The sequence below is a fragment of the Mycobacterium sp. NGS29 genome (assembly GCF_059812965.1).
Genome location: NZ_JCALDR010000001.1, coordinates 472,747 through 494,638 on the forward strand (window position 1 = coordinate 472,747; position 21,892 = coordinate 494,638).

The window sequence follows — 21,892 nt, forward strand, 5'->3', positions numbered from 1 at the left end:
GGCTACGACGGCAGCCCGTCGAGCGCTTTCTGCAACCGGCCCACCGAGGAACCGACGCGGTATTCGGTCGCCAGCTCAGCAGTGCGTTTGGGATCGGCTGCGTGCAGGGGCAGCTTGTCGTTGCGCGTCGACAGTGTGATCGGGGCGTCGGTAGCGACCCGCACCACCTTTTCTGCTGCCGTGATGTAGTCGGCGGCGTCGCGCAGTTTGGTGCGCACTCCCTTGGCCATCTTGGACTTGGGGTCCGCCGCGGCAGCCATGAGTCGCTCAAGTGACCCGTACTGGGCCAGCAGGGTGGCGGCAGTTTTCTCGCCCACCCCGGGCACACCCGGCAGGCCATCGGACGGGTCCCCGCGCAGCAGCGCGAACTCGGCGTAAGCGGGCCCGGCCCGGTCCACCGGAACGCCGTACTGGTCTGCGACCTGTTCGGGCCCGAACAGGGTGGCGTTCTTCAGGCCGCGACCGAGGTAGAGCACCCGCACCGGCACCGGCTCCTCGGACACCACCTGAAGCAGGTCCCGGTCCCCGCTGACCACCACCACTGGATCATTGCGTTCCTTGGCGGCCAAGGTGCCCAGCACGTCGTCGGCCTCGAACCCGGGCGCGCCCGCCGTCGCGATCCCGAACGCGTCCAGCAACTCCATGATCATGTCGACCTGCGGAGTCAGTTCGTCGGGCACTTCCTCGACGTCGGGTTCACCCGCTGGCTCCTCCTGAGCCACCCGATGAGATTTGTACGACGGGATCAAATCCACCCGGAACTGGGGGCGCCAGTCCAGATCGAGGCACACCGCGAGCCGACTCGGCTTCTGTTGGGCGATCACCGCAGCCATCGAATCGATGAAGCCGCGAACGGCGTTGACTGGGCGGCCGTCCGGGGCTTTGATCGACGACGGCAACCCGTAGAAGGAACGAAACCACATGCTGGCGCCGTCCAGCAGCGCTAGGGGGGCGGGCATGCGGATCATCCTGCCAGGTTGCCCGGTTAGCCTGACTGACCATGGACTCTCACCGATTCGACGCCGGGGTGTATGCCCGTCGGCTGGAGGCCGCCGCCGGGTCGGCCGCCCGGGCAGGTCTGGCCGGCCTGGTGATCACTCCGGGTTACGACCTGAGGTATCTGCTGGGCTCGCGCGCAGAGACATTCGAGCGGCTCACCGCCTTGGTGCTGCCCGCGCTCGGTGACCCGACGGTGGTGTTGCCGCGGTTGGAGCTTGCAACGCTGAAGGATTCCGCAGTGCTGGAAATGGGCTTGCGGGTCCAGGACTGGGTCGACGGCGACGACCCGTATCGGTTGGTGAGCGAGGTATTCAACGTCGCTCCCGCCGCGGTGGCGGTCACCGATTCGATGCCTGCATTGCATCTGCTGCCGCTGGCCGGTGCGCTGGGCGTGATGCCGGTGCTGGCCACCGATGTGTTGCGCGAGCTCCGAATGGTCAAGGAAGAGGCCGAGATTGACGCGTTGCGCAAGGCCGGCGCGGCGATCGACCGGGTGCATGCCCGGGTGCCCGACTTCCTGATACCCGGCCGGACCGAAGCCGACGTCGCCGCCGATATTTCCAAAGCGATTGTCGCCGAGGGGCATTCAGATGTGGCGTTCGTCATCGTCGGGTCCGGGCCGCACGGCGCCGATCCCCATCACCGGTATTCGGATCGCGAGTTGGCGGTCGGAGACATCGTGGTCGTCGATATCGGTGGCACCTACGAGCCGGGATACCACTCCGATTCGACGCGAACCTACAGCATCGGAGAGCCCACTTCGGAAGTGGCGGAGCAATATTCGTTGCTCCAGCGAGCTCAGCGTGCGGCTTTCGACGTTGTCCGGCCAGGGGTGACCGCAGCGCAGGTCGATGCGGCAGCGCGTGATGTGCTGGCTGAGGCCGGACTCGCGGAGTATTTCGTGCACCGCACCGGGCACGGTATCGGGCTGTGCGTGCACGAGGAGCCCTACATCGTCGCCGGCAACGATCTGCCGTTGGCCGCGGGGATGGCGTTCTCCATCGAGCCGGGCATCTACTTTCCGGGTCGGTGGGGTGCGCGGGTGGAGGACATCGTGGTGGTCACCGACGACGGTGCGATGTCGGTCAACAACCGTCCGCATGAGTTGATCGTGGTGCCGGTGGACTGACTCGGCGCCCCGGTGGGGCGGTCAACGTCCCTGCGTCGGTACAGGATTGGCACGGCGTCGCTGATTTTCGCCGCCTAGCCAGGTAGCGCAGCAGGGCGAACTTGCGATAGCCGGGACGGAACTCGTCACGGGTCCGACCGGTCCGTGGTTTGGCTGCTACTGTGGGCGGTCGGTCTGCCGGCCAGGAACCAGGCGAGGTGGTAGTTCGCGATGGTCTTGTTGTCGCTGATGAGCGCTTCGATTGCCGCCAGCAGTTGCCAGTTGCCGACGGCGTGGGCATCGATCTTGTCGGGGTAGCCGTCGAGCACTTGGGAGCTGATGGTGTTCAGGTGCTGGTGTAGCAGGTCAACCTCGGAATCAAGCACACCTGTGCCCGCCGAAGCCGCCTTGGCCAGTGTGTGAGCAAGTCGCGGCAGCCCGTCGCGCCATTGCGTGGCCTGGCACAACTCCCAGCCGAGATCGGTGATGTCGGGCGCAGATCGGGGCCGCGTCGACGTTGCTGGGGGATCGCCGTCGTCGCATGCAAAAAAAACATGATGGATCGGTGTGTAGCTGGCGACGACGGTGACGTCACCGAGCAGGGCTTCCAGGTTGCGGCGGCGCCGGGCCGGAGTCAGCAGCGTCACCGCGGAAGGCAGGTCGATACTCGGCGGGACCCATCCGCTGGCCAAATCCGTTGTCAGCACAGTGGTTTGGTCGGCGCGGTCGCCGGCAGCCCAGGCCAGGCGAGGTTGTTGACGCGCGACCGAGTTGACCAGGCGCTGCAGTCTGGTTCGGGCGGCGGCGTCGGCTGACGCCGCGCCGACGGCAGCTCCGGTGGCGGTGGCAGCGACAGCGTGGGCCGCGACCCCGGTTCCCGGCGACGGCGGGGGAGTCGCTGCACTGCTGCTTTGGCGTACGACCGCAGGCTGGCCCGCGCCAGACTGGCCCGCCGATGGGTTCACCGGCGCCGAGCTCGGCGTCGCCGGCAACGGTGGCGGCACGCTCGAAGGCGCGGGCGGGGCGAGGTTAGTCGTGACCGGGGGCCGTAGGTCAGCACCGTAGGAGGGAAGTGGCCCGACGGGCTGCGGCGTGACGGCGGGTGCCACCGCAGGTGCGGCGGCGACTATCTGCGGGGCCGGCGAGGGTCCTTCGGAGACGGTCGGGTGGTGAACCGGTGGGGGCGAATCCGTCACTGGAACATGTACCGGCGCGTTGGAGACTGCTGCGGGAGTTGTCGACACGGGATGGGTGAAATGCGACTCCGCTGACGTGGTTGGAGTCGACGGCATCGCGTGTACCGGTGGGGAAATCGGTGCGCCCGTTTCGAGACCCCTATTGAAGCTTTGGGCGAGTTCGGAGGGGGAGAGAGCTGACAGATGGGGAGCAGGCATGGCCGTAGCGGAAGGGGGCAAGGCTGCCCGGCTCGACGTCGACATGCTTGGGGCTGCCGGTGGAGCGCTTGTGACGTGAGGAGCGGTTGGCGGTGCCAGGATCGAGGGTTGAGTCGGGGTCGGCTGGTGCCTAGGTGGTTGGGGGTTGGTGCCAGAAGCCGCAGTGCTGGCCAACGAGGTATGTGCTACTCCGGGCGTCGACACGTCTGCGGGCCTGGGCTGTTGAGGCAGCCTCCCGGTCGCAGCGACTGTCGCTAGTGGGTCGGGCACACCGCGCGGCAGCGTTTCGGTCGGCAAAGAAGGGTTCCTATATACCGGTGTTGAAGGGATGGTTTGGGACGGGTGGTTGTGAAGTGCATCGTATACACTATCCTTCAACTCATTTTCGTTATCAGATTGTCGAAACATCTGGCTAATATCCGAGCCGCATTGCCTTACGAACTCGTGTGCTGACAGCGGGCTTCCGTTTGCGCGAAGCACTCTTTGTATCCCATCCAAGACATTTGCGCCATATTTGGCTGCTGCAATGTTCGCACTGGCGCGGCATGCCTGTATTACCGTAATGATCTGTGCTACCTTTGCTGCTTCAGGCTCTTTCGAATTCTTGATCTCTTGGATTTTGTCGTTACCTTCGCTGGCCAACTGCGTCAGCTCTTGGCGCAAACTGATGACACTGTCTAGAGCAGTGGAATAAGCAGCTTCTTTAGTGCGGTTCTTTTCGGCAATTCGGTGAGCTTGATCTTGACCGTGCCGGAAAGCGATACGAAGATCATCAATGGTAAGACCCTGCTGGGATCCTAGTAAATCGTTTTGAGCTTTGTGCAGCGCGTCTTCGAATTCTACGAACCTGCCTGTCAAAGTAGCGCGATTAGCTTTGCTTTGTTGTAAAGCCAGCATGTCGCTACTGTCGGGCCACTGGTCGCCAACAAGAATGGAAGACCAATCTCCCGGAGGTAAGTCAGTCATAATTGTTTACCACAGAAGCTATGACCGGCACCGAGCTTGGAGTGCCGATGCTGCTTCGTCACCGGACCTTACTGATCCAGTAATTTCAGCGTCAGACTCATCTGCGAGTAGCTTTATTGTGAGTAACTGGTAGGAATGCGCAAGAGTACGAATATCTAGTGCGAGATCCGTAGGAGTTGCTGGTTCGTCGCTAAGAGTCGAAAGCAAGTAATTGCTCCCTGCCACGAGCGCTTGACGTGCATTCACAGCCGACGCAAGTTGCGTTGCGTAGTCAGCACCTCTATCGCGAGAACTCGTTGCGGTCACGGCGCTGCTTACTCTCGCATACGCAGCGCATACCTTCCCCTTCGCATCCGCCACCTGCTGACTCGAATACGTCGGCGCCGGAGGCGGCTTATACGGAGCAGGAATAGGACGCAACCAGGCTGCAATAGCGACCCCGATCGCAACCAGTGCGATCACGAGTGACACCAACGCGGGCCACCGCGACGGCGGACGAAGTGGAGAGGCGACCACGGGCCACGGCGGTGGCACTGGCTGCGGAGGAGGCACATTCGACACGCGTGGATCGTATCGTCCATCAGAAATTCCGCCAGTCAGACTTTGCCCTCCCAGGTAAATCAGCCTGTGAATACCGAATCAACGAACCCGCAGCATTTGCTGAAGAATCTCAGCGGCCGGAATCGGCGCCGTCGTTGCGCTTGTCGTCGGGCAGCAGGATGCGTCGAGTCGGCACCGGCTTGCCTTCGACATGCTTGACGACCGCCGGTCTCGGTGGCGGCGCGGTGATGCGTCCCTGCACGGGCGCCCCGTTTTTCACCGTCGGCCCAACGATGCGTTTGGTATCGGGCTTGGCGTCACTGCCGCTGTTGGCGGCGCCCTGCATGGCGCCCGGCGGCATCATCGGCATCGCGCCCATCCCCCCACGCGGACTTGCCGCAGGTTCGGCCGGGGGCGTCGCCACCGGCGACGCGGCGTGGGAGGACGCCGGCACGGTACCGGCCGACGGTGTTGGCGGTGGGCCGAGCATTGCCGTCGGCGTGGTTCCCTCAAGACCTGCGCCGCCACCTCCGCTGGCGCCACCACCGGCCCCGGCGGATCCACCACTGCCACCGCCGAATTCACCGTCGGCGTCCAGCATGTCGGCGGGCTCGGTCTCGCCCAGGTGCGAACCTTGCTGCTGCATCATCCCCATTCCGGCTTGCATGGCCTGCTGGCCAGCCTGGGCGAGCTGGGAGGGAATCTGGCTGAACGGTTGCAGCAACCCTCCCAGCGCGCCTGCTATACCGCCGGCGATACCGGATGCCATCTGCGGCATCTGCTGCAACATCTGCGACATCTCGCCCTGACCGCCGACGCCGGCCAGCTGCGCAGCCGCCTGTTCTTCATTGGCTGGGAACTTGGCCAGTGCTTCAGATGTCTTTGCCTCGCGCTCGGCGTGGCCGGCCAGAGCTTCACCATTGTCTTCGGCATCACCGGCGTTGGCCGCTGCACCCAATGCGCGTAGCAACTGGCTGATTTTCGAGCTCCCACTCGCCAACTGGTCAGGCGTGATCATGGGCGGAGCCGGTATCCCCAGCAGCTGGGAAAGCTGCTCGAGGATGATCCGCAGCTGGTCGTCCCCGCTCATCACGTCCTCCCATTCATGACGCGTCCCTGCGCGACCGGTCCAGCGAGCCGGCCAGGCGACCGGCTCCCGGAGATCGGGTGATGGTATCGCCTGACAGCACGTCGAGTTAGTCAGCTCAGCGTGGAGCTAGCGGGGTCGGTTCGGCGACGACGGCGTTGTAGCGGTTCATCATGTGCTGGTCAGGTACGACGGGCGCGGGCGCCGCCGGGTCGTGACCGAAGCTCTGGCCGAACAAGTTCACCAATGCCTGATTGAGCACGTGGTCGTACTCGTCGGCGCTCAAACCGCCTATCACGCCGGCTAATTCGTCCGGTGTGCCGATATGTCCGTTCACCAGGTATGCGTCTGGAACGGGGACGTGTTGTCCAGAAGCGATGAGAGCGTTGAGAATTTCTCGGTCAGCCCTCCCAATGGACATCAACGGCACCGACGGATTATATGAACTCGATGGCTGGGGTGCCTCACCCAACACATCACCTTCGACTATCCCGCCCAGGATGTTTACCGCAGCACCACCAATCGTTCCGGCGGGCGTCAAACCCACTGCGGTACTCGCAACTTTGAGTCCGGCTTCGTACGCGGTCTTTCTAAAGTTATACTCGGTCCGCTGGGCGGCGTCCTCCGCGATTTGATGATTGACTACTTGGGCCTGAACCGCGTTGTGAATGCCGGTATCCACCAGTCCGCGCAACGCCATCGCCGATCCCAATTGAGTGTTGTAGCTGTTCATATTCGGTGCATGGCTGACGAGATCTCTGGCGTAGGCAGCTTCGGCCAGCAGTGCGTGCTGTTCGGCGGCGCCGTTGAAATAGTTGGATGCTGTTTGGTCGGTGCTCAACACGGAGAAGATTCCTTTGGCGATCGGCATCCGTCCGTTCTCGATGTCACCGATCGCATCGACAGAATTGCCGAATTCGACCAAACTGCCCGGAATTCCGGCGATATTGTTCACGTATGGTGCCAGCCCGTGCGCCATGCTCTGCACCAAGTCCGGATTGATCTCGCCGACAGTGTGCCCACCGGCAAGGTGGAGCAAGTCCGTTGAGTGGGTCCCGATATACACGCCGTACGCCCGCGCCGTCTCGCCCGCAAGTCGGGCTTCTGGTCCCTGTGCGGCGCCTTGCACCCATTCGAACAGAGATGCAGCACTTTTGCCGCGGTCCAGCCAGGGGTGGCTGGTGAGGTTGTCGAGAAACACGTTGCCCTCAGGGCTAACCACCATGTTGTGCACTATTTGATGATCCGGCGCGACCAAGGCAAGGATTTTGGTGACGACGACGTCTTCATATTTGTCTAAGCCGTCTCTCATCACCGACGCGGCGTGCTGCAGCATGATTGCGTCAAAGCCCGTGTTCGCCCGTAACTTGGGGTCTCCCGCGCTGGCTATCTTGGTTATCCGCTCCAGCACGAAAGGGTTCCATCGGCCGCGAAGCAGAACGTCAGACGGTAACAGAGCGGTCGGCAAGAGGTGCGTATTGCCTTCGACTATTTCGGTACCCTGCACCGCGCCAGGTTTTAGTTCGGTTCGCGGAAACTTCAACCCAGGCGTGCTCATGAGTTGCCAGGAGTTGGCAATCAGTTTGCCCTGGTCACCGAGGTGGCAGAAGGCAGCGTGAAATGCCTCGATCGTCATCCCATTCTGCTGAGCCTGCAATTGACTGAGCACAGACGCCTGCTCGGGCGTGAGCGGCGCCTTGCCGGCCCGTTGTTCTTCTGTGATCGAGTCCAGGATGTCGTTAATCCGCGTCGCGGCCTGGAGGTCACCGGCCAGGGCGGCGTGAACGTCGCGCTCAGCCTGCTCGGGCGTCTCGATGTCGTGCCCATCCCATGCCGCTACGGGTGCCGCATCGTAGCCATCTTCGGACCGCATCTTGTGGGTTAAGTGTCGCAACACATCTGAGTACCGATCCCGGATGAAGTTAATTTCACGCAGCGCGTTGTTGATGCCGCAGACGGCTTGCCCTATGAGGTCGTTGATGGCGTCAGTAGGCAGCCGCAAATCCCACGGGGGCCAGCGGCCGGTCAACGCATGATTGAGTGTTTCACCAAACTTGGGGTCAATTCTTTCCAACTGCTGCTCCAGTGCGGCGATCCGCGCGGCGGATGCACGCTGCGCTTGAGCTAGAACGGCCGCCAGCTGCTCGAGGTCGACGGCAATCTTGGGTAGCTGCGACGCCTGCAACTTGAGTGACTTGGTGACACGCCGGACCTCGTCCGCGTCGTTGATCGGGTGCTCACCGTTCTTGCGGTTCCAGGCCTCTTCAAAACGTCGCCGCGCTTCTTCGAATGCGGCGTCCGCCTCTTTAGTCGATTGGCCCGCCTCGTGAAATGCCTTAGCCAGATCCGAAATCTGTGCCGGACTACCGCGCTGCAGGGTTTGATCGACCGCCCAGGGATCACCATCGGCTCTGGCAATCAATCCTTGAACGTCTAGGTATCGTAAGTGCACCGCACTGCCCTGATCCGGCTGGCATTGTCGCTATCCATCTCGGCGAACCGGGTCGCGGCGACTCGTGCATTGGTGCCGACTGATGCCAGAGTCTCCCGATGGTTCAACAGCATTCGGCCATGACGATCCTGCGCCGAGGACGCGGCGTGATGAAATGCATCCGCAGCGGCAAAATCACCGAACATCAGTGCCGTCAGCGATCCCTGCGCCAGGTGGTTTCCGGCGCGGTGTGCATGCTGACCGGCATGTTGAGAGTGGTCGCCCCCGGAGTGCAGTAACCCGTTGTCGACGAACACAGTTCCTCCTCTCGGTCCGGTCAGTAGTTCGATATCGCCACGGCGACAACAGATCCGCCTCAGATGCTCGCGACGTTAATGTCGGGCCGACCGGCTCGCAATTCACCTCGGGTCGCTGCCTCGTCACGAGGCGGTTGCAACACTCACACGACTCGACAACATTTCTCGTCCCCTCCAACGCCACCGTGCAAAGGTTGCGCGCATGCCCAGCGCCTCGTGGCTGAAATGTGCGGTCGTGTTGAGTGCGTTGGTGTTGACGTGGGCAAGCACTCCCGCGGTGACAGCTGACGTCAACGACGTCCCTAATCCGCCGTCACCGACTGCACCGTGCAACGCCATCAGCCCGGTTGCGTTTCCGTGCGTGGGAACCGGAAAGTTCGCTGACGCCGTTGCCGCCGAATGCCGTCGCATCGGGGTGTCCGACAATTTGTGCCGAGTTCCGCTCGCCCACAAGGTGACTCAAGCCGCAACGCTCGCCTACCTGCAGTCCTGGGTCCATCGCACCGCGCAGTTTCAGTATGCGTTGGGTGACTCGGTCCCGTTCGGTAGCGCTCAGTGGATCGGCACCCACAATTCCTTCAACAGCCTCGCAGATCAGTTCACCCCGTCGCACGCCGACTCCAATCAGCAGCTGTCGATGCCCCAACAGCTCGACATCGACGTCCGGGCAATCGAATTGGACCTGCACTACATCCCCCAGATCAATCAACTCGGCGGTCGTGGCGTGGCCGTCTGCCACGGTCGTCCGGCAAGTCAAGCAAACCTGGGTTGCACCACCGAACCGTTGCTGACCCAGGTGTTGCCGAGCATCACGGCCTGGCTCAATGCCCACCCGAACGAGGTCGTCCTGATCATCGTCGAGGACCAGTTGCAGGACCCGACGGCGTACGCGTCGGCCTTCGACACCCTGGACCGAGAGTTGCGCCGTCCCAACGGAACAAGCCTCATCTATCCGCCGAACCCCGCCGACATCGGTCCCACCGGCTGCGCGCTGCTTCCCCGCTCGATCTCGCGCAACGATGTGCGCGCCGCGGGTGCGCAGGTGGTGCTGGTCAGCGGCGGGGTCTGCGCGCCGGCGCTGGGCACCGTTGTCTTCAACTGGCAAGGCGAAGAGGTCGAGAGCGGCAAGACCTCTCTCTACCAGCCCTACCCGGCGTGCGATGGCACCTATGGGCCGTCGGTCTATGCGAGCAACATCGTGCGCTACTACGAGGACTCGACCTTCATCTCGGCGCTGGTCAACCCGACCACACCGCCTAATAATCCGGAGACGATCACCCCGCTGAAGGCGCAGTCGATGACCAATTGCGGTGTCAACCTATTCGGTTTCGACCAGCTGTTGCCCGAGGACGGACGCATCCAGGCGACGCTTTGGAGCTGGGCCCACGAAGAGCCGCGTGTCGGTGCCGGCCAGTGCACGCTGCAAAGAGCTGACGGGCGCTGGGTTGCAGCACCCTGTACGGACCCGCATCCCGCGGCATGTCGATCCGCAGCGGGCAGTTGGTCGGTGACGGCGGCAGTGCCATTCACCGGTGCCGCGGCAGCCTGCTCCGGGATGAGTTCGACGTTTGCGCTCCCGCGAACCGGAGTGCAGAACTCCCGGCTGCATGCCCTAGCCGGACCCGGCGGTGGAGCGTGGGTGAACTACAGCTTCTGAGACTCGCGAAGGCTATTCGCTTCGGTCCAGCAATTCTGAGGAGCCGAGCACTCGCTCCACCTGAACCTCGATGACGACCCGTCGCGGATTGGCCCGCGGGGTGCGATAACGCTGCGCGTAGCGCAACTCGGCGTCGCGAATGGCGTCGACGTCCTTATTCACGACGGACCGGCCCTCCAAGGACAGCCACCGGGCCCCGTCGACCTGGCTGAGCACGGCTACGCCGCCGCGCTCAGCGTTGACGGCCTTCTGCGAGCCGCCGGTGGTGATGACCCGCGCGATGTGGGTCTTGGGGTCGAACGTGAAGCCCACCGCGACCACATGCGGGGAGTTGTCCGCTCGCAGGGTGGTCAGCATGGCCAGATGACGTTCGGTGAGAAACGCCAGCGCATCATCGGTGAGGCGGGTCGTGGTCTTGGCCATCGCCCTTCACGCTAGCGCAGGCCATAATCACAGCCGTGGACGACACGGGCGTTGGGCCGATAGTAATTTTCGGCGGTCGCAGCGAGATCGGCGCTGAACTCGCGCGGCTGTTGGCCTCCGGCAAGCCCGTAGTGCTGGCCGCTCGCCACGCTGACCGGCTCGCTGAGCAGGTCGCCGCGCTGCGCGACGCCGGCGCCACCGCCGTGCACACCACAGAGTTCGACGCCGACGACCTGACCGCACATGGCCCGCTCGTCGACTCGATCGTCACCGAACACGGCCCCATTGGCACCGCGGTGCTGGCCTTCGGCATCCTCGGGGACCAGTCCCGCGCCGAAATCGACGCGGCGCATGCGGTCGCGATCGCGCACACCGATTACGTCGCCCAGCTCAGTCTGCTCACCCATCTGGCGGTGGCGATGCGTCGCGCCCAGCGCGGGGAGCTGGTGGTGTTCTCCTCGGTGGCCGGGGTGCGGGTGCGGCGCGCCAATTACGTGTACGGGTCGGCCAAGGCCGGCCTGGACGGCTTCGCCAACGGCTTGGCCGACGCCCTGCACGGCACCGGGGTGCGGTTGTTGATCGCGCGGCCGGGCTTCGTCATCGGGCGGATGACGCGGGGGATGACGCCGGCGCCGCTGTCCAGCACCCCCGAACAGGTTGCCGCCGCCACGGCGAAGGCCCTGGCCAAAGGTCGCCGCAGCGTCTGGATCCCGTGGGCGTTGCGTCCGATGTTCTTTGTGATGAAGCTGCTTCCGCAGTCCGTGTGGCGACGGATGCCCCGATGATCACGGTGGTCGGCATCGGCGCCGACGGCATGTCCGGCCTCTCGGCAGCCGCTAAAGCTGAATTGACAAGGGCCACAGTTATTTACGGATCGAAGCGGCAGCTCGATCTGCTCGACGACACCATTGCCGCGGCGCGCCGCGAGTGGCCGTCCCCGATGCTGCCCGCGCTGCGGAGTCTGCCCGTGACCGGACCAGACATTCACGTTGTGGCCAGCGGCGATCCGCTGCTGCACGGCATCGGCGGCACCCTGGTCCGCGTGTTCGGCACCGGCGCAGTCCGCGTGCTGCCGCATGTGTCGTCGGTGACCCTGGCGTGTGCGCGGATGGGTTGGAACGTGCACGAGACGGAAGTGATCAGTCTGGTCACCGCGAAGGCCCACACCGCGGTGCGGCGCGGGGGACAGGCGATCGTGCTGTCCAGCAACCGCGACACTCCCCACGCGCTGGCGATGCTGCTCGACGTGCACGGGCGCGGCGACTCGCAATTCACTGTGCTGCAACAACTCGGCGCACCGCACGAACACCGCCACGACGGCACCGCCCGGGACTGGGCCCGCAACGCACCCCCCGACGTCGACGATCTCAACGTGATAGCCATCCGCTATCTGCCCGACGAACGGACCGCACTGCTGGCCGATGACGCCTTCACCCATGACGGCCAGATCACCAAGCACGGAATCCGGGCGGTGACCCTGGCTGCGCTGGCCCCGGGCCCGGGACAGCGCCTGTGGGACGTCGGGGCGGGATCGGGGAGCATCGCCGTCGAGTGGTGCCGCAGTGGGCCGGGATGCACCGCGGTAGCCTTCGAACTCGACCAGCAGCGCTGCCGCAACATCGAAGCCAACGTCGCGGCCCACGGCGTGCAGGTCGAGGTACGAGGTGAAGCGCCAGCCGCTTTCGGCGGCGCCCCCGAACCGTCGGCGATCTTCGTCGGCGGCGGGGTGACCCGGCCCGGGCTGCTGAACAGCTGCCTGGACCACCTGCCGGTAGGTGGACGTCTGGTCGCCAACGCCGTCACGGTCGAGTCCGAATCCGCGCTGGCGCAGGCACGTTCGCAGCGCGGCGGGGAACTGCGCCGCTTCCAGCACTACCACGGCGAACCGCTGGGCGGTTTCACCGGCTGGCGCCCGCAGTATCCGGTCACCCAGTGGTCGGTGGTCAAACGATGACGGTGTATTTCATCGGCGCCGGCCCGGGCGCCGCCGACCTGATCACGGTCCGTGGCCAACGGCTCCTGCAGCGCTGCCCGGTGTGCCTCTATGCCGGATCGATCATGCCCAAAGACCTACTGGCACACTGTCCTGCGGGTGCCAACGTCATCGATACCGGCCCGCTGACGCTCGATCAGATCATCGGCGAACTCGCCGGGGCCGATGCCGCGGGTCACGATGTGGCCCGGCTGCACTCCGGTGACCCGTCGCTGTACAGCGCGCTGGCCGAGCAGTGCCGCCGTCTCGACGCGCTGGGCATCGATTACGAAATCGTGCCAGGAGTACCAGCTTTCGCCGCTGCCGCCGCCGTGCTCAAACGCGAGTTCACCGTCCCCGGCGTCGCCCAGACCGTGATACTGACCCGGGTGTCCACCCTTTCCACCGCCATGCCACCCGGGGAAGACCTGGCCGGCCTGGCCCGATCCGGTGCCACCCTGGTGCTGCACCTGGCCGCCGCGCAGATCGACGTCATCGTTCCCCAGCTGCTCGACGGCGGATATCGACCTCAAACACCGGTAGCGGTGGTGGCTTTCGCCAGCTGGCCGAAGCAGACCGTGTTGCGCGGCACCCTCGCCGGCATCGCCGGGCAGATGCATCAGGTCGGCATCACCAAGACGGCTGTCATCGTCGTCGGCGACGTCCTGGCGGCCGAAGGGTTCACCGACAGCTACCTGTACTCCCTAGCCCGGCGCGAGACCCATTGATGCGGGTGTTGTTACTCGGCGGCACCGCCGAAGGGCGGGCATTGGCGAAAACGCTGCACCCGCAGGTCGACACCATCAGCTCACTGGCCGGACGGGTGCCCGATCCCGCCCTGCCCGTGGGCCCGGTGCGCATCGGTGGATTCGGCGGCACGGACGGGCTGCGCGCGTGGTTGCGCGAGCAGCGCATCGACGCCGTCGTGGATGCGACTCATCCGTTCGCAGCCACCATGACCGCGCACGCCGCCGCCGTGTGCGACGATCTGGGCGTCCCCCTGCTGGTGCTGGCCCGCCCGCCGTGGGACACCGGTGCAGCCACCGTCGTCAAATCCGATGCCGAAGCAGCTGAAGAGGTTGCTCGACAACGGTATTCGCGGATCTTCCTGACCAGCGGCCGGTCGGCCATCAACGCCTTCGTCAACAGCGACGCGTGGTTCCTGATCCGCGTGGTCACCGCGCCGGACGCGCTGCCGCGTCACCATCAGCTGCTGCTGTCCCGCGGCCCGTATCATCGCGACGACGAACTCGAGTTGATGACCCGCCACCGCATCGATGCGCTGGTGACCAAGAACAGTGGCGGCGAGATGACCCGCGGCAAAGTCGATGCCGCTGCCGCACTTGATATTCCGGTGGTGATGGTGGCCCGGCCGCCGTTGCCCGACGGGGTGACGACGGTCGCGACCGTCGCTGCGGCCGCACGCTGGGTGACCGACCTGGCCTCGGCTCTCGGCGCCGGCTAACCCGGGTACCGTCGCAGCGTGAAAACTCGGTCACCGTAATCGGTTGATTGCCAACGTGTTTGCGACGACCCGATGATCAGCAGGCAGCGCATGTCGACATCGGCGGGGTCGAGGTCGGCCAGCCGCACCACGCGCACCTGCTCATCGGCCCCAGCCACGTTGCGGCCGATCACCACCGGCGTGCACGGTTGCCGATGTTCGAGCAACAGGTCCCGCATCGCACCGACCTGCCAGGTCCGCGATTTCGAGGCTGGATTGTAGATCGCCAGCACCAGGTCGGCGGCGGCCGCCGCGCGCAACCGCGCGGCGATCACCTCCCACGGTTTGAGCCGGTCTGACAACGAGATCACGGCATAGTCGTGACCCAGCGGAGCACCCACCCGGCTCGCGACCGCCTGCGCGGCCGTCATCGCCGGAATCACCCGGACGTGCACCCCCGGCCAGTTCTCGGCCTCTTCCAGCACCGCGGTGGCCATCGCGAACACACCCGGATCGCCGGAGGACACCACCGCCACCGCGTGACCCTGCTCCGCCAGCGAGCAGGCCAGCCGGGCGCGCGCGGGTTCGTCGGTGTTGTCGCTGGAGTGGTGGCGCTGCCCGTCGCGGACCGGCACCCGATCCAGATAGGTGCGGTAGCCGATCACGTCGCTCGCCGCGGCCAATTCGCGGCGGCTCTGCGGCGTCATCCAGTCGGTGTCACCGGGTCCCAGGCCCACCACCGCTACGGAGCCGACGGGGCTGCTACGCCGTCGGCCGCCCGGCAGCATGGCCAGCGAGAAGTACGGCACGCTGGTCTCGTCGACCTCAGCGGCGGGCAGCACGCGTTGCCCCGCGGTGCTGGCTCGCTCCACATAGAACGTGTCGCCGAGCTGACCGGAGGCCGAAAGTGCTTCGCGCACATTGTGATACGAACGTCCGAGCTTCAGAATCACCGCAGCGTCGGCATCGGCGAGACGGCGGGTCAGCTCGCCAACCGGCAACGTGCCCGGCAGGATCGAGAGCACTTCGTCCCCGGCCACCAGCGGCGTCGCGACCGCCGCGGAGGCGGCGCTCACCGACGTCACCCCCGGCACGATCACGGCGTCGAACCGTTGGGTCAGCCGGGTGTGCAGATGCATGTAGGAGCTGTAGAACAGCGGGTCGCCCTCGGCCAGCAGCGCGACGTTGCGGCCGGCGGTCAGGTGCGCGGCGATCCGCTCGGTGGCCGCGACGTAGAAGTCCTCCAGCGCGCCCGCATAACCGCCCGGGTGATCGGTGGTCTCGACGGTCACCGGGTAGACCAGGTGTTCCTCGATCTGGCCCGGCCGCAGATAGGGCTCGGCGATGCCGCGCGCGATGCTGCGACCGTGCCGGGCGCTGTGATAGGCGACCACGTCGGCCGCGCCGATCACCCGGGCCGCTTTGACCGTCACCAGTTCCGGATCGCCCGGACCCAGCCCGACACCCCACAGCGTGCCCCGGCCGGTCATTCGCGTTCGGTCGCGATCGCGTTGACCGCAGCAGCGGCCATGGCGCTGCCGCCGCGGCGCCCCCGCACCACCAGATACGACATGCCGCGCGGGTTGTCGATCAGCTCTTGTTTGGACTGTGCGGAGCCGACGAAGCCAACCGGCCCGCCGAGCACCGCGGCGGGAGCGGCGACACCGTCGTCGATCAGCTCGAGCAGCCGGAACAGCGCCGTGGGGGCGTTGCCGATCGCGACGACCGCGCCGGGCAACCGATCGGCCCACAGCTGCACCCCGGCCGCCGATCGCGTGGTCTGTGCCGACGCGGCCAGCCCGCTCGCGCGCGGGTCGGCGACCAGCGAAACCACCTCGTTGCCCGCCGGCAGCCGCGCCCCGGTGATGCCGGCGGCCACCATCGAGGAATCGCACAGCACCGGAGCACCGGCGCGCAGCGCGGCGCCGGCCCGCACCACGACATCGTCGGTGAACGCCACGTGCTCAGCGACGTCGACCTGCCCGCAGGTGTGGATCAGCCGCACCACCACCCGCTCGACGTCGGCGGGAAAACGGGTCAGGTCGGCTTCGGCGCGGATGGTCGCGAACGACTGCCGGTAGATCTCCGCGCCGTCGCGGATGTAGTCGAGCACCCGCTCACCTTAAGACCTCAGGACGCGGTAGCCCGTGCCGGTGGCGACCAGCACCTCACCAGCCGGCGGACTGCCGCAGGCTCGTTCGCATCCGACGAAGTGCCGGTGCACGGTGCACGCCTCGTTCAGCGATCCCGCGGCGTCGGCCCGAACATCAACAGAGGAGTGCGCGCAGCCCGGGCTGCCGGTGCACGCGCTGACATTCAGCCACGGGGAGTGCTCATCGAACACCAGGCCCAGCGGAGCCAGCACGCGAACGGCTACCTCTGCCATATCTTCGCTGAGGTCACACACCAGCACCGACCGCCACGGCGTGATCACCAGGGGCGCCTCGATCGCTCCGAGAAACTCCGCCACCCGGGCGGGCAGCGTCCCGAGCGGCACCCCGGCGCCGAGAGCGACCCGGCCGTCGTCCTGGGGTAGCCAACCCACCGGTGGTCTGGTGACCGGCGCGTGTCCCGCCCCCAGCACGACGCCCGGAACCAGATCGGTGAGGTCATCGAGTTCCGTTACACGCCAAGATTTTTGGCGGATCTTCACAAATCTCAAAGCCACCTCGATCAGCGCCGCGGTGACATCGTCGACGTACATTCCGGTGTCGCGCCCGGCGACGAGCAGCACCGGTCCGTCCTGGGTGACATGCACGCCGACGTCCGCACGCAGCCCGGACACGTCACCGCGGCCATCGTCGAGGCTGAACAGGAAACGCCCACCCAGCCCGGTGAGCCGCGGCTCAGCGCAGATCGCCGCGTCCAGTTCGGCCACCCACGGGCGCACGTCCGCAGCACCACCGAGCCGTCCCGACAACGGCGACGCCACGATATTGCGGACCCGCTCGTGGGATTCCGACGGCAACAGCCCCACATCGGCTACGGCGCGGGCAACCGCGTCAACGTCGGCGATCGCACGCAACTGCACATTGCCGCGCGCGGTCAACTCCAGCATTCCGGAACCGTGTGCACTCGACAGGGCCGCCAGCGTCGTCAATTGATCGGCGGTGATCATGCCGCCGGGCAACCGCACCCGCACCAGCGCGCCGTCGGCTGCCTGGTGCACCTGCAGCGCACCGGGACAGGCGTCGAAGTCGCGCGACCTGGCCACCCGTCTACGGTACGACTCCAGCCGGACTGCGCTGTGGTTTGGAGTCGATCTTTGCGGGCACCCCGCTTCCTGTGCGAACGGTCGAATACGCCCCCGGACGGCTGGCCGACGTGTTCGGTGATCCAGACCAACCCCTCGTCCTGCTGTGGCACGGCATGCAGACCGACGCCAGGGTGGCGGTCCGGCCGCTGGCGGAACTGATCGCCGGCCATGACGCCGCGGTGGTGGCGCCCGACTGGAACTCACACGCAGCGGACGGCGGCCGCACCGATCTGCTGGGATCACTGGATTTCGCGCGCAATCACGGCAACGACGCCAACGGCATCGTGCTCGTCGGGTGGTCGCTGGGCGGCGCTGCCGCGGCCGGTCTGACGATCGACGCGGAGCGCCACGAAGTCGTTATCGCACATACGGTTTGTCTCGCAGGCGCTTTCATCGCCCGGGATCCGATCACCGGCCGGCGGGCCACCGAGGACTTGCCGACCGACCACGTCGGTGCGCCATTCACGTTGCTGCACGGGCGGTCGGACGACGCGGTGCCGGTGACCGCGAGCCGCGAGTTCGCCGCAGCGCTGCAGCAGATCGGCTGGCCAGTAGAACTGGTGGAGATGGACGCCGATCACGGCTCGATCGCCGGAGCCGAATACGACCGCGCCGCCGACCGTTACGTGCCCGGACACGGCGCAGCGACCCGAGCCACGGCCGCGGAGGTCGCGGCTCGCATCGCGGCGACGTTGCGAATATAGGTAGTCGGCTACTCTACGGCCCGCGTCGGGCGCGGCGGACACTTCGAACAGTCCAGCAACGTTCGAGGGTCAGGGGAAGGCGATGGCACATCGGAGTGGTCATGCGGTGGTGTTGGGCGCCAGCATGGGTGGATTGTTGGCGGCGCGGGTACTGGCCGACTGCTACGACCGGGTGACGGTTGTCGAGCGCGACGTGTTGCCGACGGGTCCGCAGAACCGGCGAGGTGTCCCGCAGGGCAAACAGATTCACGCCTGCCTGGCCCGGCTCACGCAGATCCTCGACGAGCTGTTCCCTGGAATCACCGACGAGTTGGTGGCCGCCGGCGTCAGCTACTGGGACGACGGCGACTTCTCCCGCCTCGACACATCGTTCGGCGGACATCGAATGGTCCGATCGGGCATCGTACCGGATGCACCCCGCATTCTGTCCCCGAGCCGGCCGGTGCTGGAACATCATGTGCGACAACGGGTCCGGGCCATCGGCAACATCGTCTTCCAAGAGGCCCACGACGTCATCGGACTGATCGCAACGCCGGACCGGCGCCGGATCACCGGGGTGCGCGTCGTGGACCGCGCCAGCGATCGCGCGACGACGCTGAGCGCTGACCTCGTCGTCGATGCCACCGGCCGCGGCTCGCGAACGCCGGTCTTCCTCGAGCAACTCGGTTACGGACGTCCCATCGAGGACGAGGTGAAAGTGCACCTGGCCTACGCGGGTCAGCGGCTGCGCATCCCGCCCGGATTGCTGACTGCGAACATGATCATGAGGTTCCCCGAGCCGGGGCAACCGCGGATGTTCGGTCTGGTCAAGTACGAGGACGACACCTGGATGATCGGCGCTGGCACCATGACGGGAGTCGAACCTCCGCGCGATCGCGCCGAGATACTGCGTCTCGTAGCGGAATTGGCGCCGACAACAGTGGTCCAGGCGCTGCACGCCGCGGAGCCGCTCGACGGTGTGGTGCACCACCGGGTCCCGTCCAACCGCTGGCGGCGCTACGACAAGATGCGCCGGCTGCCCGAGGCCCTGCTGGTCGTCGGCGATGCGGTATGCAGTTTCAACCCCATCTACGGTCAGGGCATGACGGTGGCAGCGATCGAGGCGACGGTATTGCGGGATTGCCTGCGCCGCAACAACTGTGGGCTCACGCGGCGCTTCACCCGGCTGTCGGCCAAGACGGTCCGGGTGGCCTGGCAGACTGCCGTCGCCTCCGACTTGGCGCTGCCCGAAGTGCCCGGGCCGCGCCCGCTGTCGATGCGGATCAGCAACGCGTGCTTCGAGCCGGTGATGATTGCGATGGAGACCGATGCTGTGGTCGCCGCGCAGTTCATGCGGATCACCGGGATGCTGGACTCACCGCTTCAGCTGCTGCGGCCGGCCATGATGCGCCGTATCGTGCGGGCCCAGCGCCGCCGGCCGACGAAACAGAAGCTGCTGCCCGAACCTGTCGACGCGGCGATTCAACCGGCCTGACGCGCCACCTGATGTCTGCGGGCTGGTCGGGGGTCAGGACGTCCCGGTCCGCTGCGCGTAGCCGGCACGTTTGTCCGGTTGCAGGTCGGTGGTGAAGACCCGTCCGGTACCCAGCAGACGCCCCAACGCTTCGGCCCACTGACGCGGCATGAAGCGCTGCTGCAGCGAGACCGTGGTGCCCAGCGAGGACGGCACGATCACCCGAGACCGCGGCTTGCCCAGCACGTCAACCACTGCCGCCGCGACGTCCTCCGGCTCGGCGTTGCTGAATCCCTTCGCGTGGCCGACGCCCAGGACCATGTCGGTGTTCGTCAGGGTCGGCATGATGGCGGTGAAGTGAACACCATTGCCGCGGTTCTCCAGTCGCACCGAATCGGTGTAGCCCAGAACGGCGTGCTTGGTGGCGCAATAGGTGGCTATTCCCTCGGTGGGCAGGATGGAACCGAGGGAGGCGATGTTGATCACGTGACCGCGGCGGCGGCCCCGCATCCGCTGCGTGGCCAGCTTGGTGCCCAGCATCACGCCGAAGACATTGACGTCCAGCAGTCGTCGGGTGACGGCGTCGTCCTCGTCGGCGGCGTCGCCCACCGCGATCACCCCGGCGTTGTTGACCAGGACGTCCACCGGTCCCAGCTCGTTCTCCACCGCATCGAGAAACTCGATGAACGACGCACGGTCGGTGACGTCCAGCGCGCGCGCAATCGCCAACCCCAGACGCTCACCCGATGCCTTGACGGCGGTTTCGTCGATGTCCCCGATGGCCACCTTGGCGCCCAGCCGGTGCAGGGCCGTGGCGATGGCCAGCCCGATTCCGCGGGCACCGCCGGTGATGGCTACGACTTTTTCGGCCACATTCTGAGCAGTCATTGCTACACGGTACGACCTCGCGACGATCCCTCGGTGAAAGACCTGATGCGACATCGGAAGTGGTGATGTGCTGTCGGTAAGCAGTTGTGCCGGATTGGTGATCCGGTGGTGGCTGGTGTTCGGGTGCGCACCCGTTTGCACCTGACCGATCGATGCCGTCAATCAGGAGGATGCGTGCAAGAAGCCACGACGGAGCCATCCGGTGACGACGCGGCTGGCGGCGTCGAACGCAAGGGGCAGCGCCACCGACCGTCTCATTCCGGTCTTCGAGGTTCAGATCACCGGGTGAGCGAGGGAAAGGCAGACGTGGAAGGCGACAACCCGAGCCGTCGGCCCGGATTCACCCGGCGATAGATGATCGTCGGCGGCGCCGCGGCAACAGTCGCGGCCACCTGGTGGGCGAGCAGCCCGGTAGCGCGCGCGGACGACCTCGGCGGGCTGCGATCAGCTGTGCGGGGACGGGTGTGGCTACCGTCGGACCCCGAATTCGAACGCGCGAAGACACCGTGGCTGCTCACCGCGGAGCAATCGGTGCGCGGTGGTCCACGTCGCAGACGACCAGGACGCGGCGGCGCTCGTCGGCTTCGCGGCCGACCACGGGTTCGCGCTGTCCTGCTTTTGCATCGAAACCGGGGCCCGGCTTACGTGCCGACGTCGACGATCAGCGGGGCATAGGGTCGAGCAGGTCGCGCAGGCGCGCCGTGTCGATATGGACCCGGCGCGGACCGACCCGGCGAACCGGCAACTCATCGCGAGCGAGCCCAACAACGGTGCCGCGTCGGCAACAGGCAGCAGCGGCAGCGCCTCCCATCGGCGTTCCGCACCGCCGGCAGCCCAGGCTGGCCGGACGGCTCTCACCCGAACACCCTCGAAACGATGTCCGGTTGTGCGCCAAAGCTTTACGGTGAGACCCTCCGGCCCCGACCGCCGGCTCAGTCGTCGATGTGCGACGGCGGGTCTGCCAAGGCGGGATCTCCCGGACGCTGGTCCGGACCCAACACGTCACAGCGTTTGTCCGGCACCAGGTGGGAGCTGGCGCCGTTGGGCACGTAGGACATGAAACCCACGCAACGTTGCCAGGTGCCGTCCGGCTGAATGGGACCGTCGCACCTGCTGATGATCCCCGGACCGCCGTACTGGCAGCCCGCGTTGGCCGGAGGCGACGCAACGATGAGGCCTCCGGCAAGCAGCACCGCGGCGAATCCTGCTCCGACGAGGGAATGCTTCATGGTGATCTCTCCTCGATGGCCGCC

The 21,892-nt window shown here is 66.1% G+C and carries 19 protein-coding genes; 8 read left to right on the top strand and 11 right to left on the bottom strand.

The annotated features are described in order from the left end of the window. Nucleotides 1–2: 2 nt before the first annotated feature. The gene (locus AC5Y5Z_RS02225; RefSeq protein ID WP_499923110.1) at nt 3–959 is read right to left on the bottom strand and encodes a 5'-3' exonuclease; all 957 of its coding nucleotides are present in this window, start codon (nt 957–959) and stop codon (nt 3–5) included. Nucleotides 960–1,000: 41 nt separating this feature from the next. Between AC5Y5Z_RS02225 and AC5Y5Z_RS02230 the strand changes: the two genes are divergently transcribed. Beyond that, nucleotides 1,001–2,128, top strand: a complete 1,128-nt coding sequence (locus AC5Y5Z_RS02230) for a M24 family metallopeptidase (RefSeq protein WP_499923111.1) — start codon at nt 1,001–1,003, stop codon at nt 2,126–2,128. Nucleotides 2,129–2,253: 125 nt separating this feature from the next. Here the strand turns inward: AC5Y5Z_RS02230 and AC5Y5Z_RS02235 are convergent, their stop codons facing one another. The 4 genes from AC5Y5Z_RS02235 to AC5Y5Z_RS02250 all read right to left on the bottom strand — a co-directional run bounded on the left by AC5Y5Z_RS02235 (nt 2,254) and on the right by AC5Y5Z_RS02250 (nt 8,842). After that, nucleotides 2,254–3,072 carry a DUF5631 domain-containing protein gene (locus tag AC5Y5Z_RS02235; RefSeq protein WP_499923113.1) on the bottom strand — a complete coding sequence of 273 codons (819 nt, stop codon included), beginning with the start codon at nt 3,070–3,072 and terminating at the stop codon, nt 2,254–2,256. Nucleotides 3,073–5,137: 2,065 nt separating this feature from the next. After that, on the bottom strand, nt 5,138–6,097 hold the full coding sequence (locus AC5Y5Z_RS02240; RefSeq protein WP_463824399.1) for a hypothetical protein: 960 nt from the start codon (nt 6,095–6,097) through the stop codon (nt 5,138–5,140). Nucleotides 6,098–6,212: 115 nt separating this feature from the next. Next, nucleotides 6,213–8,516, bottom strand: a complete 2,304-nt coding sequence (locus AC5Y5Z_RS02245; protein WP_499923115.1) for a putative alpha/beta hydrolase — start codon at nt 8,514–8,516, stop codon at nt 6,213–6,215. 11 nt (nt 8,517–8,527) lie between these two features. Continuing rightward, a complete protein-coding gene (locus tag AC5Y5Z_RS02250; RefSeq protein ID WP_499923117.1) occupies nt 8,528–8,842 on the bottom strand; it encodes a DUF2563 family protein in 315 nt (104 codons plus the stop codon). 202 nt (nt 8,843–9,044) lie between these two features. On the opposite strand from AC5Y5Z_RS02250, the gene AC5Y5Z_RS02255 reads away from it, so the two are divergent. Next, nucleotides 9,045–10,499, top strand: a complete 1,455-nt coding sequence (locus AC5Y5Z_RS02255; RefSeq protein WP_499923118.1) for a phosphoinositide-specific phospholipase C-related protein — start codon at nt 9,045–9,047, stop codon at nt 10,497–10,499. A gap of 12 nt (nt 10,500–10,511) precedes the next feature. Here the strand turns inward: AC5Y5Z_RS02255 and AC5Y5Z_RS02260 are convergent, their stop codons facing one another. Beyond that, on the bottom strand, nt 10,512–10,922 hold the full coding sequence (locus AC5Y5Z_RS02260) for a F420-dependent biliverdin reductase (protein WP_499923120.1): 411 nt from the start codon (nt 10,920–10,922) through the stop codon (nt 10,512–10,514). 35 nt (nt 10,923–10,957) lie between these two features. Between AC5Y5Z_RS02260 and AC5Y5Z_RS02265 the strand changes: the two genes are divergently transcribed. From AC5Y5Z_RS02265 to AC5Y5Z_RS02280, 4 genes are read left to right on the top strand one after another with little or no spacing between them, the layout of a single operon-like run. Beyond that, nucleotides 10,958–11,707, top strand: coding sequence for an SDR family NAD(P)-dependent oxidoreductase (locus AC5Y5Z_RS02265; RefSeq protein ID WP_499923122.1), 750 nt, complete (start codon nt 10,958–10,960; stop codon nt 11,705–11,707). Beyond that, nucleotides 11,704–12,876 (top strand): precorrin-6y C5,15-methyltransferase (decarboxylating) subunit CbiE, encoded by a 1,173-nt coding sequence (gene cbiE, locus AC5Y5Z_RS02270; protein WP_499923124.1) that lies wholly within the window; start codon nt 11,704–11,706, stop codon nt 12,874–12,876. The genes AC5Y5Z_RS02265 and cbiE overlap by 4 nt, the downstream gene beginning before the upstream one ends. Continuing rightward, a complete protein-coding gene (cobM, locus tag AC5Y5Z_RS02275) occupies nt 12,873–13,622 on the top strand; it encodes a precorrin-4 C(11)-methyltransferase (protein ID WP_499923125.1) in 750 nt (249 codons plus the stop codon). Before cbiE ends, cobM begins: the two co-directional genes overlap by 4 nt. Then, complete coding sequence (locus tag AC5Y5Z_RS02280) at nt 13,622–14,359, top strand: cobalt-precorrin-6A reductase (protein WP_499923127.1); 738 nt, start codon at nt 13,622–13,624, stop codon at nt 14,357–14,359. The genes cobM and AC5Y5Z_RS02280 overlap by 1 nt, the downstream gene beginning before the upstream one ends. Here AC5Y5Z_RS02280 and AC5Y5Z_RS02285 read toward each other — a convergent pair. From AC5Y5Z_RS02285 to cobG, 3 genes are read right to left on the bottom strand one after another with little or no spacing between them, the layout of a single operon-like run. After that, complete coding sequence (locus AC5Y5Z_RS02285) at nt 14,356–15,828, bottom strand: precorrin-2 C(20)-methyltransferase (RefSeq protein ID WP_463824390.1); 1,473 nt, start codon at nt 15,826–15,828, stop codon at nt 14,356–14,358. The genes AC5Y5Z_RS02280 and AC5Y5Z_RS02285 overlap by 4 nt on opposite strands. Next, on the bottom strand, nt 15,825–16,451 hold the full coding sequence (locus tag AC5Y5Z_RS02290) for a precorrin-8X methylmutase (protein ID WP_463824389.1): 627 nt from the start codon (nt 16,449–16,451) through the stop codon (nt 15,825–15,827). Before AC5Y5Z_RS02290 ends, AC5Y5Z_RS02285 begins: the two co-directional genes overlap by 4 nt. Before the next feature lie 9 nt (nt 16,452–16,460). Further along, entirely contained in the window at nt 16,461–17,552 is a 1,092-nt protein-coding gene (gene cobG, locus AC5Y5Z_RS02295; RefSeq protein ID WP_499923128.1) for a precorrin-3B synthase, read from the bottom strand. 71 nt (nt 17,553–17,623) lie between these two features. Between cobG and AC5Y5Z_RS02300 the strand changes: the two genes are divergently transcribed. Continuing rightward, on the top strand, nt 17,624–18,298 hold the full coding sequence (locus AC5Y5Z_RS02300) for an alpha/beta hydrolase (protein ID WP_499923130.1): 675 nt from the start codon (nt 17,624–17,626) through the stop codon (nt 18,296–18,298). 82 nt (nt 18,299–18,380) lie between these two features. After that, complete coding sequence (locus AC5Y5Z_RS02305) at nt 18,381–19,772, top strand: FAD-dependent oxidoreductase (protein ID WP_499923131.1); 1,392 nt, start codon at nt 18,381–18,383, stop codon at nt 19,770–19,772. A 33-nt stretch (nt 19,773–19,805) separates the two neighbouring features. On the opposite strand, the gene AC5Y5Z_RS02310 is transcribed toward AC5Y5Z_RS02305, so the two are convergent. Next, nucleotides 19,806–20,639, bottom strand: a complete 834-nt coding sequence (locus AC5Y5Z_RS02310; RefSeq protein ID WP_499923133.1) for an SDR family oxidoreductase — start codon at nt 20,637–20,639, stop codon at nt 19,806–19,808. Between the two features lie 932 nt (nt 20,640–21,571). Next, nucleotides 21,572–21,868: a CDGP domain-containing protein gene (locus AC5Y5Z_RS02315; RefSeq protein ID WP_463824383.1), complete on the bottom strand. Its 297-nt coding sequence runs from the start codon at nt 21,866–21,868 to the stop codon at nt 21,572–21,574. Between the last annotated feature and the right edge of the window lie 24 nt (nt 21,869–21,892).

What these genes read in the sequence shown, in the direction of transcription:
- AC5Y5Z_RS02225 (WP_499923110.1), bottom strand. Translation starts at nt 959, where the DNA reads ATGCCCGCCCCCCTAGCGCTGCTGGACGGCGCCAGCATGTGGTTTCGT.
- AC5Y5Z_RS02230 (WP_499923111.1), top strand. Translation starts at nt 1,001, where the DNA reads ATGGACTCTCACCGATTCGACGCCGGGGTGTATGCCCGTCGGCTGGAG.
- AC5Y5Z_RS02240 (WP_463824399.1), bottom strand. Translation starts at nt 6,097, where the DNA reads ATGAGCGGGGACGACCAGCTGCGGATCATCCTCGAGCAGCTTTCCCAG.
- AC5Y5Z_RS02255 (WP_499923118.1), top strand. Translation starts at nt 9,045, where the DNA reads ATGCCCAGCGCCTCGTGGCTGAAATGTGCGGTCGTGTTGAGTGCGTTG.
- AC5Y5Z_RS02260 (WP_499923120.1), bottom strand. Translation starts at nt 10,922, where the DNA reads ATGGCCAAGACCACGACCCGCCTCACCGATGATGCGCTGGCGTTTCTC.
- cbiE (WP_499923124.1), top strand. Translation starts at nt 11,704, where the DNA reads ATGATCACGGTGGTCGGCATCGGCGCCGACGGCATGTCCGGCCTCTCG.
- cobM (WP_499923125.1), top strand. Translation starts at nt 12,873, where the DNA reads ATGACGGTGTATTTCATCGGCGCCGGCCCGGGCGCCGCCGACCTGATC.
- AC5Y5Z_RS02280 (WP_499923127.1), top strand. Translation starts at nt 13,622, where the DNA reads ATGCGGGTGTTGTTACTCGGCGGCACCGCCGAAGGGCGGGCATTGGCG.
- AC5Y5Z_RS02285 (WP_463824390.1), bottom strand. Translation starts at nt 15,828, where the DNA reads ATGACCGGCCGGGGCACGCTGTGGGGTGTCGGGCTGGGTCCGGGCGAT.
- AC5Y5Z_RS02305 (WP_499923131.1), top strand. Translation starts at nt 18,381, where the DNA reads ATGGCACATCGGAGTGGTCATGCGGTGGTGTTGGGCGCCAGCATGGGT.
- AC5Y5Z_RS02310 (WP_499923133.1), bottom strand. Translation starts at nt 20,639, where the DNA reads ATGACTGCTCAGAATGTGGCCGAAAAAGTCGTAGCCATCACCGGCGGT.
- AC5Y5Z_RS02315 (WP_463824383.1), bottom strand. Translation starts at nt 21,868, where the DNA reads ATGAAGCATTCCCTCGTCGGAGCAGGATTCGCCGCGGTGCTGCTTGCC.